This is a genomic window from Serratia sp. DFXYC6, assembly GCF_057196085.1.
The window spans coordinates 23,963-39,137 of the sequence record NZ_JBXUNV010000003.1; the positions used below are offsets into that span (position 1 = coordinate 23,963).

Here is a 15,175-nt window from a genome sequence, read left to right on the forward strand (position 1 = left end):
AATAAGCAGTGTCACACACCCCTAACTCTCTCAGCGGCCCGGCGCTTGCGGGCGAATGGCCGCTGGTCGCGGCACAACCCGGCATCTGGGTCGCCGATCAAATCTCCCCGCATCGCAATGCCTACGCGGTGGCTCACGCCATCGAACTCAACGGCCCTGTCGCCGTGGAGCCTCTGCTGCAGGCCATCATCCAGGGTCTGGGCGAGGTGGACATGCTGCGCCTGCGTTTTGCGGAACGCGACGGCGTGCCGGTGCAATGGCTGGATGACACGCTGGTGGTGCACGCGCCGGAACTTGTCGATCTGACGACGTCGCTGGACCCTGAAGCCGCCGCGCGCGCGCTGATGGACATCGATCTGGCGAGCGATCTGCGCGCCGGCAGCGGCGCGCCGCTGTATCGTCATGTGGTGATGCGTCTGGCGGATGACCGCTGGTTCTGGTATCAGCGCTATCACCATCTGCTGGTGGACGGTTTCAGCTTCACCGCCATCGCGCGCCGCGTGGCGGCGATTTACACCCATCTTTGCCGCGGCGACGCGCTGGAACCGACGCCTTTCACGGCGTTCAGCGACGTGGTGGCGGAATACCAGGCTTACCGGGAGGCGCCGGCCTGGCAACGCGACGCCGATTTCTGGCGCGAAAAAGCACGGCAGTTGCCGCCGCCGGCCACGATCTGCCCGCAGCCGCTGGCCGGGCAAACGCCCACGCCGCGCATCCACCGGCTGGAACAGCGCTGCGATCCGCAGGCCTTCGCCGAACTGGTGCAGTGCGGCGCGCAGCAGAAGCTGAACGCCGCCGATATGGCGGTGGCGCTGGTGGCGCTGTGGGTGTCGCGTCTGAGCGGCCAACCGAGCTTCAGCGCCGGTTTTATCTTCATGCGCCGTACCGGATCGGCCGCCCTGTGCGCCGCCGGCCCGGTGATCAACGTGTTGCCGATGGAGATGCACCTCGAGCCGCAGGCCACGCTGTATGAGGCCGCCGCCCGCATCAGCCGCGAGCTGAAAACGGTGCGCCGCCATCAGCGCTACGACGCCGAACAGGTGCAGCGCGATCTGGGGCGCATCGGCGACGGCGAACCGCTGTACGGTACGGTCTTCAACTTCAAAATGTTCGATTACCAGCTGGACTTCGCCGGTATCGAAGGCATTACCCACGATCTGGCCTCCGGGCCGGTGCGCGATCTGGAGATTGCGCTGTTTATCGACGAACACCATCAGCTGAAGGTGGAGCTGCTGGCCAACGCCGAGCGTTACAGCCGTCAGGAACTGCTGGCGCATCTGCAGCGGTTGCCGCTGCTGCTGGCGCAGTTCGCCGCGCAGGCAACGTTGCCGATCGGCGAAGCCGATATGCTGACCGCCGCCGATCGCGCGCTGCTGGCGCGGGTCAACGACACGGCGCATCCGGTGCCGGCGACCACGCTGAGCCAACTGCTGGCGCAGCAGGCGCAAAGCACGCCGAACGCGCCGGCGCTGGCGGATGCGCATTTCAGCTTCACCTACCGCGAAACGCGCGAACAGGTCACGGCGCTAGCGCGCCAGCTGATTGTGCAGGGCGTACGGCCGGGCGACATCGTGGCGGTGGCGCTGCCGCGCTCGGTGTTCCTGTCGCTGGCGTTGATGGCGATCGTGGAAGCGGGCGCCGCCTACCTGCCGCTGGACACCGGTTATCCGGACGAGCGGCTGGCGATGATGCTGGAAGACGCCGCACCCCGGCTGGTCATCACCAGCCCGGCGCAGCAGGCGCGTTTCGCCGACAAGGGCGAAATTTTGCTGTATGACGCGCCGCTGGCGGCCGATCACGCCGACGGGGTGGCGATCGCGGGCCCGACGCCGGATCATGCGGCCTATATCATCTTTACCTCTGGCTCCACCGGGCGCCCGAAAGGCGTGCTGGTCGGCCATCAGGCGATCGTCAACCGCTTGCTGTGGATGCAGCATCAGTATCCGCTGGGGGCGGACGACGCGGTGCTGCAGAAAACGCCATGCAGTTTCGACGTCTCGGTGTGGGAATTCTTCTGGCCGCTGATGGTCGGCGCCCGGCTGGTGATGGCGCCGCCGGAGGCGCACCGCGATCCGCAGCAGCTGCAACAGCTGATCGCGCAACATCGCATTACCACGCTGCACTTCGTGCCGTCGATGCTGACGGCTTTCGTGGCCGCCCTGGACGACGACGCGGCGGTGGCGAACTGCGCCGCGCTGCGCCAGGTGTTTTGCAGCGGTGAAGCGCTGCCAGCGGAGCTGTGCCGCCTGTGGCAAAGCCGCACGGCGGTGCCGTTGCACAACCTCTACGGCCCGACCGAAGCGGCGGTGGACGTGACCTGGCATCCGGCCTACGGCGACGCGCTGGCGAAGGTGACCGGCGCCAACGTGCCGATCGGCCTGCCGGTATGGAACACCGGGCTGCGCATTCTGGACGCGCGCCTGCGGCCGGTGCCGCCGGGCGTGGCGGGCGATCTGTATCTGACCGGCGTGCAGCTGGCGCACGGCTACCTTGGCCGGCCGGATCTGACCGCCAGCCGCTTTGTCGCCGACCCGTTCGGCGAGGGAGGACGGATGTACCGCACCGGCGACGTGGCGCGCTGGCTGCCGGACGGCGCGGTGGAATATTTGGGCCGCAGCGACGATCAGCTGAAGATCCGCGGGCAGCGTATTGAGCTGAGTGAAATCGATCACGCCTTGCTGTCGCTGCCGGGCGTGCGCCAGGCGGTGACGCACGCGCTGGTGTTGCAGGGCACGCCGGTGGACGCCGGCGGCGATGCGCGCCAGCTGGTGGGCTATCTGGTGATGCAGCCAGGCGCGAGCTGGGATGCGGAAGCCCTGCGCGCGGCGCTGGCCGACCGCCTGCCGCCGCACATGGTGCCGGTGGCGCTGGTGGAAATGCAGGATTTGCCGCTGAGCGCCAACGGCAAGCTGGATCGCAAGGCGTTGCCGCAGCCGCAGGGCGGTGAGCGCAAGGCGGGGCGGACGCCGCAGGCCGGGTTGGAAAGCGAGATCGCGGCGGTATTCGCCCGCTTGCTGCAGCGCGAGCAGGTGTTCGCCGACGACGATTTCTTCGCGCTCGGCGGCCACTCGCTGCTGGCGATGCGCCTGGCGGCGGAGCTGCGCCGCGATCTGGGCAAGGCGGTGTCCGTCGGCCAGGTGATGGTGGCGTCGCGCGTTGAGCAACTGGCCGCCTTGCTGGCGGAAGATCGCACGCAGGAAGAGGCCGATCGCAGCGGCTTCGACAGCGTATTGCCGCTGCGCGTTACCGAGGGGCCGACGCTGTTCTGCCTGCACCCGGCATCCGGCTTCTCCTGGCAGTTCAGCGTATTGCCGCGCTATCTCGACCAGCACTGGTCGCTGGTCGGCATCCAGTCGCCGCGGCCGGACGGCCCGCTGGCGCTGAGCGAAGACATGGATCAGGTGGTGGATGCTCACCTGCAGACGGTGTTGCAGGTCCAACCGCACGGGCCGTACCACTTCATCGGTTATTCGCTGGGCGGCACGCTGGCGCAGGGCATCGCCGCCCGGCTGCAGGCGCGCGGCGAGCAGGTGGCGTTCCTCGGCCTGCTGGATACCTATCCGCCGGAGACCCAAAACTGGGACGTGATGCTGGACGACAACGTGTTGAAGGAAGTGCAGCGCGAGCGCGAGCAGTTCCTGGCGGTGTCGCAGGACACGCTCGATCCGGCGCTGGGTGAGACGCGCACGGCGATGTTCGACAACATCGAAGCCAACTACGCCGATTCGGTGCGGTTGTTGTCGCACACGCGGACCGCCCGTTTCCACGGCCAGGCGACGCTGTTCGTCGCCAAACGCACGCTGCAGGAAGGGATGGACGTGCAGCAAACCTGGTCGCAGTACGTCGATGCGCTGCAGGCGCACGAGCTGGACTGCGCGCACGTCGATATCGTTTCGCCGGCGTCGTTCAAAGTGCTGGGGCCGCTGCTGAACCGGATCTTGCGCACGCTGTAATGACGCCCTCATCCCGCCGCCAGGCACGGGGATTGCCTCGCGTTTGGCGGCGTTTCTTGCGGCTGCTCACAATTGAATATCAATGATTTTTATTATCATTATTGATTTCGTCATCTGTGCTAGCATAGCGCTCCGCAACTGCAGAATCCCCGTTTAAAGATGTGGTGAACAACCGATGAGTAGCAAACCCTCCATCCTGCTTGATTTCAGCCTGCTGAAAACCAACCGGGCTTTCCGCGCGGTGTTCTGCGCGCGCTTTATCTCCATTGTGGCGCTGGGACTGATGGCGATCGCCATCCCGGTGCAGATCCAGGCGTTGACCGGTTCCACCCTGCAGGTCGGGCTGGCGGTGACGCTGGCCGGCGGCGGCATGTTCGCCGGGCTGCTGATGGGGGGCGTATTGGCCGATCGCTATGAGCGACGCCGGCTGATTCTGTTTGCGCGTTCCACCTGCGGCGTCGGATTTGTCGGCCTGTGTCTCAATGCCCTGTTGCCGTCGCCTTCGCTGGCGGCCATTTATCTGCTGGCGGTGTGGGACGGCTTCTTTGGCGCGGTGGGGGTGACGGCGCTGCTGGCGGCCACGCCGGCGCTGGTGGGCCGCGAAAACATCGTGCAGGCGGGCGCCATCAGCATGCTGACGGTGCGCTTCGGCTCGATTCTTTCTCCGGCGATCGGCGGCCTGGTGATCGCCCATATGGGCATCACCTGGAACTACGGTCTGGCGGCGTTCGGCACCCTGCTGACGCTGCTGCCGCTGCTGAGTCTGCCGCAGCTGATGCCGCCGCCGCAGCCGCGTGAACACCCGCTGCGCGCGCTGGCGGGCGGTTTCGCCTTCCTGTTCCAGAACAAGGTGATCGGCATGGTGGCACTGATCGGCGCGCTGCTGACCATGGCCAGCGCGGTGCGCGTGCTGTACCCGGCGATGGCGGAAGGCTGGCACATCGACGCTGCCCACCTCGGTTATATGTACGCCGCCGTGCCGCTCGGCGCCGCCATCGGCGCGTTCACCAGCGGGCGCGTGGCGCATGTGGCGCGCCCCGGCTGGGTGATGCTGCTGACGGCGATCGCGGCGTTCGCCGCCATCGGCCTGTTCGGCCTGATGCCGTGGTACAGCCTGGCGTTACTGTGCCTGGTGGCGTTCGGCTACCTGAGCGCGCTGAACTCGCTGCTGCAATACGGTCTGATCCAGAGCCTGACGCCGGACAACTTCCTCGGCCGCATCAATGGCCTGTGGACGGCGCAGAACGTGGTTGGCGATGCGCTGGGCGCGTTGCTGCTGGGGGCGATGGGCGCCTTTATGCTGCCGGCGATGAGCGCCAGCGGTTTCGGCTTCGGCGCGGCGCTGCTCGGCATCCTGTTGCTGTTCGCCATGACCGGTTTGCGCCAGGTTACGCTGCACAAACCGGAGCCGCAGCCCGCCACAGAAAAGTAGTCGAACGCGTTAAAACAACGCTGTGGGATCAAATAGCAATGCTTATCATCGGCATGCGTAAAACCCACAGCGTTTATGTCATGATTTCGAAATGAAAGAAGTGCTTACGTTTATTGACATAGCAAATATCGGCGAGTAATTTAGCGCGGAATTAACTCAAATGATAATCATTATTATATTGGTTATCACTTCAAATTCTTGAGGGCGAAGCGATGGATACTGCCGTGAACGACATCAATCGAAAGGAAGTGCAGGAGTGCGAAGAGCAGCGATTTGCCGCTGATTTTTCTCCCGCGTCGGGCTTCTTCTTTACTTCTCCTTTCCGCAGTCTGACCACCACCGGTTGTTTCAGCCGCATTCGCCTGCCGGCCGCAGACGGCGCCGATCTGAACGGCGAGTTCCAGCGCAGCGTACGGCAGGCGTTTGCCGAGGCCCGCCAGGCCGGCATCAAAAAGCCGCTGCTGTGCGGCGCCATCCCGTTCGATACCCGGCAGCCTTCGGCGCTGTTTATTCCGCAGCAGAGCCGCTGGTTCGATCGCGCCGCCTTTATGGCCGGCGTTAGGCCGGCGGCGGATGGGCCGGAGCTGGCCGGGGTAACGGAACTGCCGCCACAGCAGCCGTTCATGAATATGGTCAGCGACGCCGTCGACGCGATGAAGGCCGGTGAGTTGGACAAAGTGGTCTTGTCGCGCCTGCTGGAGATCGAAACGCGTCAGCCGGTGGATCGCCATGCGCTGATGGCGCGCGTGATTGCCCAAAACCCGCACGGTTTCCATTTCCATGTGCCGCTGGAGCAGGGCGCGCTGTTGGGCGCTAGCCCCGAGCTGCTGCTGCGCCAGGACGGCGGCCGTTTCTATTCCAACCCGCTGGCCGGTTCCGCCCGGCGCGAGGCCGACCCAGAGCGCGATCGCGAAGTGGGAGAGCGGCTGATGGCCTCGGCGAAAGATCGCCACGAGCACCGCATCGTCACCGAAAGCATGCGTGACGTGCTGGCCGGCCGCTGCCGCTACCTGAACGTGCCGCAAACCCCTGAACTGCTGACCACCACCACGCTGTGGCATCTCTCCACGCCGATCGACGGCGAGGCGGCATCTCCCGACGAAAACGCCCTGTCGCTGGCCTGCCTGTTGCACCCGACGCCGGCGCTGTGCGGCATGCCGACGGCCCAGGCGCACGCCCTGATCGGCAAGCTGGAGCCGTTCGATCGCGGCCTGTTCGGCGGCATCGTCGGCTGGTGCGACGATGAAGGCAACGGCGAGTGGGTGGTCACCATCCGCTGTGGCACCGTTGACGGCAACCGGGTACGGCTGTTCGCCGGCGCCGGCATCGTGGAAGACTCTTCACCCGAATCTGAATGGCATGAAACAGGCACCAAACTCAGCACCATTCTGCGTGCCTTTGGTATAAATCAAGGATAACGACAAGATGAGCATTGCCTTTACCCCCTGGCCGGCGGAGTTCGCCAGCCGCTATCGCGAGCGCGGCTACTGGACTGACAAGCCGCTGACCGAGATCCTCGACCGCCAGGCCAACAATGACGCTCCGGCGATCATCGACGCCCAGGGCAGCCTGACCTACCGCGAGCTGCAGCAGCGCTCCGATCGCCTGGCAGCCGCTTTGCTGCGCCGCGGCGTGAAATCCGGCGACACCGCACTGGTGCAGCTGGGCAACGTGGCGGAGTTCTATATCGTGTTCTTCGCGCTGCTGAAAATTGGTGTGGCGCCGGTCAACGCGCTGTTCAGCCATCAGCGCAGTGAGCTGAACGCCTATGCCGAGCAGATCAAACCGGCGCTGCTGATCGCCGATCGCCAGCACGCGCTGTTTGCCGACGATCAATTCCTGAACGCCTTCCGCGATGCGCATCCTTCGCTGCGCGTCGTGGCGCTGCGCAGTCAGGCCGAGGGCGAGCTGGCGCTGGCCGCCTGGCTGAACGAAGCGAGCGACGGTTTCGTCGCGCAGCCTTCCGCGGCCGATCAGGTGGCGTTCTTCCAGCTTTCCGGCGGCAGCACCGGTACGCCGAAGCTGATCCCGCGCACCCACAATGATTACTACTACAGCATTCGCCGCAGCGTGGAGATCTGCCGCTTCGACGCGCAGACCCGCTATCTGTGCGCGCTGCCGGTGGCGCACAACTACCCGATGAGTTCGCCGGGCGTGCTGGGCGTGTTTTATGGCGCCGGGCTGGTGGTGTTCGCCGCCGATCCGGACGCCGGGCAATGCTTCCGCCTGATCGAACAGCACCAAATCAACGTGACGGCGCTGGTGCCGCCGGCGGTCACGCTGTGGCTGCAGGCGATCGAAGAGTGGGGCGGCAATGCCCAGCTCGCCAGCCTGAAACTGCTGCAGGTGGGCGGCGCCAAGCTGGGCGAAACGCTGGCGGCGCGCATTCAGAACGAAATCGGCTGCCAACTGCAGCAGGTGTTCGGCATGGCGGAAGGGCTGGTGAACTACACCCGGCTGGACGATGACGAACGCCACATTCTGGCGACGCAAGGGCGGCCGATGTCGCCGGACGACGAAGTGTGGGTGGCGGATGACGACGGCAATCCGTTGCCGGCGGGCGAGGTCGGGCGGTTGATGACGCGCGGGCCTTACACCTTCCGCGGTTACTACCAGAGCCCGGCGCACAACGCCGATGCTTTCGACGCCGACGGTTTCTACTGCTCCGGCGATCTGATCAGCATCAGCGAAGACGGTTACATCACCGTGCAGGGGCGGCAAAAAGACCAGATCAACCGCGGTGGGGAGAAGATCGCCGCCGAGGAGATCGAGAACCTGCTGCTGCGTCATCCTGACGTGATCAACGCCGCGCTGGTGTCGATGCCGGACGCGCTGATGGGGGAGAAGAGCTGCGCCTATATCATCGCCAACGCGCCGCTGAAACCGGTGGTGCTGCGCCGTCACCTGCGTGAACAGGGCGTGGCGGACTTCAAACTGCCGGATCGCTTTATTCAGGTGGACAGCCTGCCGCTGACCCCGGTCGGCAAAGTGGACAAAAAACGGCTGCGCCAGCAGCTCGACGCGCAACTACAGACTCAGGCTCAGGGAGATTAATCGATGGCCATTCCAAAACTTAATGATTACGCGCTGCCGACGGCGGACGAACTGCCGCAAAATAAAGTCACCTGGCAGGTAGAACCGCAGCGCGCCGCGCTGCTGATCCACGATATGCAGCAGTATTTCCTCAACTTCTGGGGCGAGGACAGCGCGCTGATTAAACAGGTAGTGGAGAACATCGCCAACCTGCGTCGTTACTGCAAACAGCAGGGCATTCCGGTGTTCTATACCGCGCAGCCGAACCAGCAGAGCGATGAAGATCGCGCGCTATTGAACGACATGTGGGGGCCGGGTCTGAACAAACACCCCGAGCAGCAGGCGGTGACCGCCGCGCTGGCGCCGGACGAAGACGATACGGTGCTGGTGAAATGGCGCTACAGCGCCTTCCATCGCTCGCCGCTGCAGGAAATCCTGCAGGAGTCCGGCCGCGATCAGCTGATCATCTGCGGCGTGTATGCGCACATCGGCTGCCTGACCACCGCCATCGACGCCTTCATGCGCAACATCCAGCCGTTCATGGTGGCCGACGGTCTGGCGGACTTCTCGCGCGACGAACACCTGATGGCGCTGCGCTACACCGCCGGCCGCTGCGGCCGGGTGGTGACCACCGCGTCTCTGCTGCCGGCGGCCGGCATCGCCAGCATTGATGCGCTGCGTCAGCAGATCCTGCCGCTGCTGGACGAAGACAGCGAGGACATGGGCAACGATGAAAACCTGATCGATTACGGCCTGGATTCGGTGCGCATCATGGAACTGGCGACCCGCTGGCGCAAGATCCGCGGCGACATCGACTTTATCGCGCTGGCGCGCAACCCGACCATCGACAGCTGGTGGGCGCTGCTTTCCGAAGAGAAAGCCTGATTTTAATCACGAGCAGAGGGCGGCCGTTCGGCCACCCTGTTGGCTTTATAAGGAGATTTTGATGAATACTTTGATCACCAAGGGAAAACGTGCGGCATTTCCGCTGATGCTGCTGTCTACGCTGCTGTTCTCCAACACTTTGCAGGCGCAAACCGCGCCGGAAGTGCTGCGCAAGCCGGTCGGCAAAGGCGCCTATGAAATGGCCTACAGCCCGAGCGAGAACGCGCTCTACCTGGCCACCTCGCAGAGCCGCAAGCTGGACAAGGGCGGCATCGTTTACCGTCTGGATCCGACCACGCTGGACGTGACCCAAATTATCCATAACGACATCAAGCCGTTTGGCGCCGCCGTCAACGCCAAGACCGGCACGCTGTTCTTCGGTAACACCGTCAATAACTCGGTGACCGCCATCGACGCCAAGACCGGCGACGTGAAAGGTCGCCTGGTGCTGGACGCGCGCCAGCGCTCCGAAACCGTCAAGCCGCTGGCGCCGCGTGAACTGGTGGCGGATGCCGACAGCGATACCCTGTACATCACCGGGCTGGGGGATTCCAGCGTAGTATGGGTGGTGGACGGCAAGGATCTGACCCTGCGCGCCACCGTGACCGACACCGGCAAGTACGGCACTGGCCTGGCGCTGGACGCCGCCGCCAAACGCCTGTACGTCACCAACGCCGACGGCGAACTGGTGACCATCGATACCCAGAGCAACAAGGTGCTGTCGCGCAAGAAACTGGATGAGTCCAAAGAGCACTTCTTCCTGAACATCAGCCTGGATACCGCCACCCATCGCGCCTTCATCACTGATTCCAAGCAGCCACAGGTGCTGGTGGTGGATACCCGTAACGGCAACATCCTGAGCAAGATCGACGTGCCGGAATCGCTGGCGGTGCTGTTCAACCCGGCGCGCAATGAAGTGTACGTCACCCACCGTCAGGCGGGCGAAGTGAGCGTGATCGACGCCAAGAGCTACAAGGTGTTGAACACCATCAAGACGCCGACCCATCCGAACAGCCTGGCGCTGTCGCCTGATGGCCAAACGCTGTATGTCAGCGTCAAGCAGGCTTCCAGCCGCGAGAAAGAAGCGACCGCGCCGGACGACGTGATCCGCGTCGTGCTGAAATAATCCCACCCAGGTAAGCACACCGAACAGGCGAAGCGGCGACGCTCCGCCTGTTTTTTTTCGCCGTGCGATCTGCGGTATAACGTGTGGATTGCCTTATTGACCCGAAGGAACGTTGGTTATGCCCGTCTCACGCTCTCCGCTGTTGTTGTCCGTTATCACTCTGCTGCTGCTGGCCGCGCTGATCCACAGCGGCATCAGCCCTTACGATCGCACCACCTGGCTGATGGAGGTGGCGCCGGTCTTGATCGTTTTGCCGCTGCTGTGGCTCACCCACCGCCGTTACCCGCTGACGCCGCTGCTCTACACGCTGATTTTCTTCCACGCGCTGATCCTGATTTTTGGCGGCATGTACAGCTATGCCCGCGTGCCACTGGGGTTTGAGGTGCAGCAGTGGCTGGATCTTGATCGCAACCCGTACGACAAACTGGGGCATTTCTTTCAGGGATTGGTGCCGGCGCTGGCGGCGCGCGAGATCCTGCTGCGCGGTGGTTATGTACAGGGGCGCAAGATGCTGGGCTTCGTGGTGTGCTGCATCGCGCTCGCCATCAGTGCCCTGTATGAGCTGATCGAATGGTGGGCGGCGCTGGCGCTGGGCCAGGGCGCCGACGAGTTTCTCGGCACCCAGGGCGACCCGTGGGACACCCAGTCCGACATGTTCTGCGCGCTGCTCGGGGCGATGTGCGGCCTGTTGCTGTTCGGGCGCTGGCAGGATCGGCAAATCACTCGCTTAGTTTGATAAATTTCAAACAGAATTAGCCCGCCGTTATGGCGGGTTTTTTTATATATATCGCAATGAACGTTGTCGCATCAAGCGAAGGCCGGGAGCCTTAACTGCGCCCAAGGTTCCGCCGTTCTCTATGATTTATTTTTTTATTTCATTGTTTTATATGGACTTATATTTAATTTGTAAGAATTTTCTTATTATAATTGCTGTGCTAATATCATGTTGTTTGGTGGGGAATTGGCGTTGACATGGTTTGTAGCGCAGGGAATGTATGAGATACATAATTAATAATAATATTAAATATCACGAAGATAGATCGGAATTGGTCTCGGTGCATGACGATATCCCGCCGATTATGCTGACGGCCACACTGAACCGCCTGCTTTCCACATTAGTCAGAAACAACAATCTGGTGTTATCCAGAGAGACGTTGTTGACGCAGGTGTGGGAGGCTCACGGTCAGGTCGCTTCCGGTAATAACCTCAACAATACCATTTCAATTTTACGCAAGGCGTTCTCTTCGCTTGGCGAGGAGGAGATCATCGTCACCTTGCCGCGGCAAGGTTTTATGTTCACCGCCGCTACGATCAAAACGGCGGACAGCCAGGCGCCCGCAGAGGATCCGGCTCCGGAGGTGGGCCAGGATGTGGGTATCCCCTCTGAGGTAGGCTCCGCCGCTGTACGCAGCTATACGCGTTTCAAAGCCGCCGGGCTGGCGGCTTTGTTGGTTCTGGCGTTGGGCAGCGGTATTTGGGCGTGGTGCGATGCAGGCTATCAGCCGATCAGCACGATCGACGGGGGGCGCATCGACAGCTGCAGCGTGCGCCTTATCACCACTTATCACAAGCCGGCAATCAACAAGGTCGATTTGGATCATCTGCGCGACATGCTGAAGCGGCGGCCGCAGATTCACTGCAACGAACCGGCGACGCTGCTCTACTACGACACGCAAACACTGGTGCCAAACGGCGCCGGGAGAACCCGAACGTCCTATTTCTATTACTGCCCAGAGTCGCAAATGGCGGATAACAAGGTGCAATGCGAGAGTTTCTATGAAAGCTGGGGCCTGTAAGCGATGAAACGATATGGTTACGCGATTGCGGCGTTACTGGCTATGGGGTGCTGCGCCATCGCTGGTTACTTTTTATTTTTCAGACCGCAAATCCCGGAGTGCCGGGCAGTTGAACACGTAACTGACAACATTGCCGGCCGCAGCGTTGAACGCATTGTTCTGATAACTGTGGTTCCCGATGGCCCGCGGCGCATTAACATATTGTTGAACGGCAGAGTCTATGACGGTAAGGCTCGTTATGTTGTCTCACGCACTTTGGTTCTGGATTATCGGCGGCAGGGCAATAACTATACGCTGTGGGTGAAGGAAAATATCAAGAAACCGCATGACTCGATAAGGCTTGAGGATTTTAATCGGCGGTTGCCGGTGGAAGGTATGCAACTACACTGGCGGATCGAGCAAATCGATAGCCGGCATTTCTTGTTTGCCGATAACCATGCGCCGTTATTTGTGTGTGCTACACCCTAAGATGAATCCCCTTGGTTAGGACAAGGGGATCCTGAGAGTGAGATGGCCTGGTGAGGTAACATCTTGCAATATCAATGCTATTCTTTGTCGATATAATTGTAGATACACGGGCTGCTTTTTTCTCGCGGGCAGAAGGTTAACAGCTCTTTGCCTTTCTGCGAAGCCTCATCGCGAATGTTATCATAGTAATACACGTCAGCTTTACTTCTACAATTAAAACCAGCGCGCTGGATAAATCGCTTGATTTCGGATAAGTGGCCGCTCCCCGAATTCATGCTGTATATTTGGCAGCGATCGTAGTCACCTAAAGGATACATGCTGATACGGGTGGCGTTTTGATAAAGCACGATAGCGGCAAACGGCACCAGGCAGGCTAAAAATGCCAGCAGAAGACGCCTGAATGGGCTATTGGTGCCATTATGCAGCACTTCTTTATTGGTTAGTTTACTGACCTCATTATCTCCCTCTGGATTGTTTTCCGGTTTTTTTACCTCCTCATTGTTATTTACTTCATGAATGATATCTGCGGTGAACTTAAACCCCTGACGCGGATAGGTGACAATAAGCGCCTCTTCGCCGAACTGCGCCAGCGATTTGCGTAACCCTGATACATAATTATTCAGATTGTTGTTCGAGGCCTTAAGACCATGCTCAACCCAGACATCATTAAGCAGCCTTTCACGCATTAATAACACATTATTGTTACGGATGAACAGTGATAACAGCCTGGCGCTGGGTCTAAGTAAGACTATTTTAGTTGCCGCATTATCAATATGCGACAATGTGTTCTCATCTTCATCATAGAGAACGTTGTTATTTATATGGAAGATCATTTTTTCAACCTGTCAACTTACCTGTCGAGAGATGATTCTGAGACCTGCGTGCTGTTTTTTCAATCCTTCGCATTAATGGTCAATAGGATTTTTCCCTCTATTCATATAATTATATTAATCCGGGTCTAAGTGTATAAGTATTAAAAAATAAATAAGGTCATTTAATTTCTATTTTTTGGTATTTAAATCTATTTAATGTGTATTTTTCATATTTAAATCCTGTGTTTTTGTCTTTTTGCGACATAACGTTTTATTTTTGATCTGGGCGGGGTAAATTTGTTGCCACTGATACGGAACGCTGAAAGGCAGGTATCAGCGAAAGAATCTGCGCTCGATAATAAAGCGGCGCGTTAAACATCAAGAGTGAATTGTTGATCTAATTGACGTCAATGAGTACCTCTTTCTTACTAAGGAATGTAAGGGATTTAATATGAAACTGAATAAAATCATGATGGCAGCAGTATTGGCTTTCGGCGTAGCGTCTGTGGCTCACGCAAAAGACCAGGGCCACGGCACCGTAACCTTTAAAGGCGCGATCATTGACGCACCTTGCTCAATTACCCCGGAAACCGTAGACCAGACCGTTAACCTGGGCCAGGTTTCCAACGTGGCGCTGAAAAACGGCGGCCAGTCTACGCCGAAAAACTTCCAGATTAAGCTGGAAAACTGCGAGCTGAACGCTGGTGATGCAAATGGCGTTGGCAAGAATAATGCTGTAGCTATCACCTTCACCGGTGCAGCTTCAGTAGAGGACGCTAAGCTGCTGGGCATTACCGGTACTGCTAAAGGCGCTGGCATCGCCATCACCGACGGTTCCGGCAAGGTGATCGAGCTGGGTAAAGCTTCTTCAGCGCAAACGCTGGGCAATGGCAATAACACCCTGAGCTTCTCCGCTTACCTGCAGGGTAACAAGGCTTCTAACGCTGTTATCACCCCGGGTGACTTCCAGTCCGTGGCTGACTTCACCTTGGCTTACCAGTAAGTCCGGTTGTGCAGTGATAATGCAGCATGCGGGCTTGCCCGCATGCTTTTCCCGGGATTCGAGCGGTGGAAATTCTGTGAATAGGGAGCATTCAATGAGTTATTTTCCTGCAAAATTAATGCTTCCCTGCCTATTGTCCTTAATGTTAATCGCGGATAACGTTCAGGCCGCTCGCCCCAGTCAAGGATGGGGACAGGTCAATATGCAAGGAGCCATTATCAATACCGCCTGCGCTATTGCCGCCGGCAGTCGGGAACAGTTAATCGATATGGATGTCACACCGGTTGCAGATATTATTCGTGACGGCAGCGGGGGAGCTAGTTATTTCTCCATTGAGCTAATTAACTGTGTTTTATCTCGGGCTGAGAGTAATTTGCCAGACTGGAGTGGTTTTCGGGTGACTTTTGACGGGGATGCCGACGGGGAGTTATTTGAGATGCATGGTGGGGCAAAAGGCATCGGATTGCAAATCGTCGATGCAGAAGGAAATATTGCCCACCCAGGAAACCCATTGCCCATTCGAGAAGTATTGCCGGAAAGAATGCTGCTTAACTACCAAATGCGGCTGGTCGCTAATAATCAGCCACTGCAGGCAGGAGAGTATTATTCTGCGGTGCGTTTTAAAATGGACTATTACTGAGGCTGAGCTCTGCCGATAAATACTATT

General features: G+C 59.9%; 12 protein-coding genes. 11 read left to right on the forward strand and 1 reads right to left on the reverse strand.

Annotated features, from left to right (window positions below; all coding sequences use genetic code 11):
• The first annotated feature begins 8 nt into the window (after positions 1-8).
• The 9 genes from AC2CGQ_RS16385 (at position 9) to AC2CGQ_RS16425 (ending at position 12,693) form a co-directional block, all read left to right on the forward strand.
• Entirely contained in the window at positions 9-3,953 is a 3,945-nt protein-coding gene (locus tag AC2CGQ_RS16385) for an amino acid adenylation domain-containing protein (RefSeq protein WP_484593759.1), read from the forward strand.
• A gap of 175 nt (positions 3,954-4,128) precedes the next feature.
• Complete coding sequence (entS, locus tag AC2CGQ_RS16390) at positions 4,129-5,385, forward strand: enterobactin transporter EntS (protein WP_015376345.1); 1,257 nt, start codon at positions 4,129-4,131, stop codon at positions 5,383-5,385.
• Between the two features lie 212 nt (positions 5,386-5,597).
• Positions 5,598-6,803, forward strand: a complete 1,206-nt coding sequence (locus tag AC2CGQ_RS16395; RefSeq protein ID WP_015376346.1) for an isochorismate synthase — start codon at positions 5,598-5,600, stop codon at positions 6,801-6,803.
• A gap of 7 nt (positions 6,804-6,810) precedes the next feature.
• Positions 6,811-8,439 (forward strand): (2,3-dihydroxybenzoyl)adenylate synthase, encoded by a 1,629-nt coding sequence (locus AC2CGQ_RS16400; RefSeq protein ID WP_350984765.1) that lies wholly within the window; start codon positions 6,811-6,813, stop codon positions 8,437-8,439.
• A gap of 3 nt (positions 8,440-8,442) precedes the next feature.
• The gene (locus AC2CGQ_RS16405; protein ID WP_004930014.1) at positions 8,443-9,303 is read left to right on the forward strand and encodes an isochorismatase; all 861 of its coding nucleotides are present in this window, start codon (positions 8,443-8,445) and stop codon (positions 9,301-9,303) included.
• A gap of 106 nt (positions 9,304-9,409) precedes the next feature.
• The gene (gene yncE, locus AC2CGQ_RS16410; protein WP_370531156.1) at positions 9,410-10,429 is read left to right on the forward strand and encodes a 7-bladed beta-propeller protein YncE; all 1,020 of its coding nucleotides are present in this window, start codon (positions 9,410-9,412) and stop codon (positions 10,427-10,429) included.
• Between the two features lie 118 nt (positions 10,430-10,547).
• Entirely contained in the window at positions 10,548-11,165 is a 618-nt protein-coding gene (locus AC2CGQ_RS16415; RefSeq protein ID WP_484593760.1) for a DUF2238 domain-containing protein, read from the forward strand.
• 319 nt (positions 11,166-11,484) lie between these two features.
• Positions 11,485-12,225, forward strand: a complete 741-nt coding sequence (locus tag AC2CGQ_RS16420) for a winged helix-turn-helix domain-containing protein (protein ID WP_230199824.1) — start codon at positions 11,485-11,487, stop codon at positions 12,223-12,225.
• 3 nt (positions 12,226-12,228) lie between these two features.
• The gene (locus AC2CGQ_RS16425; RefSeq protein ID WP_484593761.1) at positions 12,229-12,693 is read left to right on the forward strand and encodes a hypothetical protein; all 465 of its coding nucleotides are present in this window, start codon (positions 12,229-12,231) and stop codon (positions 12,691-12,693) included.
• 77 nt (positions 12,694-12,770) lie between these two features.
• On the opposite strand, the gene AC2CGQ_RS16430 is transcribed toward AC2CGQ_RS16425, so the two are convergent.
• On the reverse strand, positions 12,771-13,526 hold the full coding sequence (locus tag AC2CGQ_RS16430; RefSeq protein ID WP_015376353.1) for a winged helix-turn-helix domain-containing protein: 756 nt from the start codon (positions 13,524-13,526) through the stop codon (positions 12,771-12,773).
• Between the two features lie 430 nt (positions 13,527-13,956).
• Between AC2CGQ_RS16430 and AC2CGQ_RS16435 the strand changes: the two genes are divergently transcribed.
• Together AC2CGQ_RS16435 and AC2CGQ_RS16440 are read left to right on the forward strand one after the other, a co-directional pair.
• Positions 13,957-14,508, forward strand: coding sequence for a fimbrial protein (locus tag AC2CGQ_RS16435; RefSeq protein WP_015376354.1), 552 nt, complete (start codon positions 13,957-13,959; stop codon positions 14,506-14,508).
• A 94-nt stretch (positions 14,509-14,602) separates the two neighbouring features.
• A complete protein-coding gene (locus AC2CGQ_RS16440) occupies positions 14,603-15,148 on the forward strand; it encodes a fimbrial protein (protein ID WP_031300205.1) in 546 nt (181 codons plus the stop codon).
• Positions 15,149-15,175 lie beyond the last annotated feature (27 nt).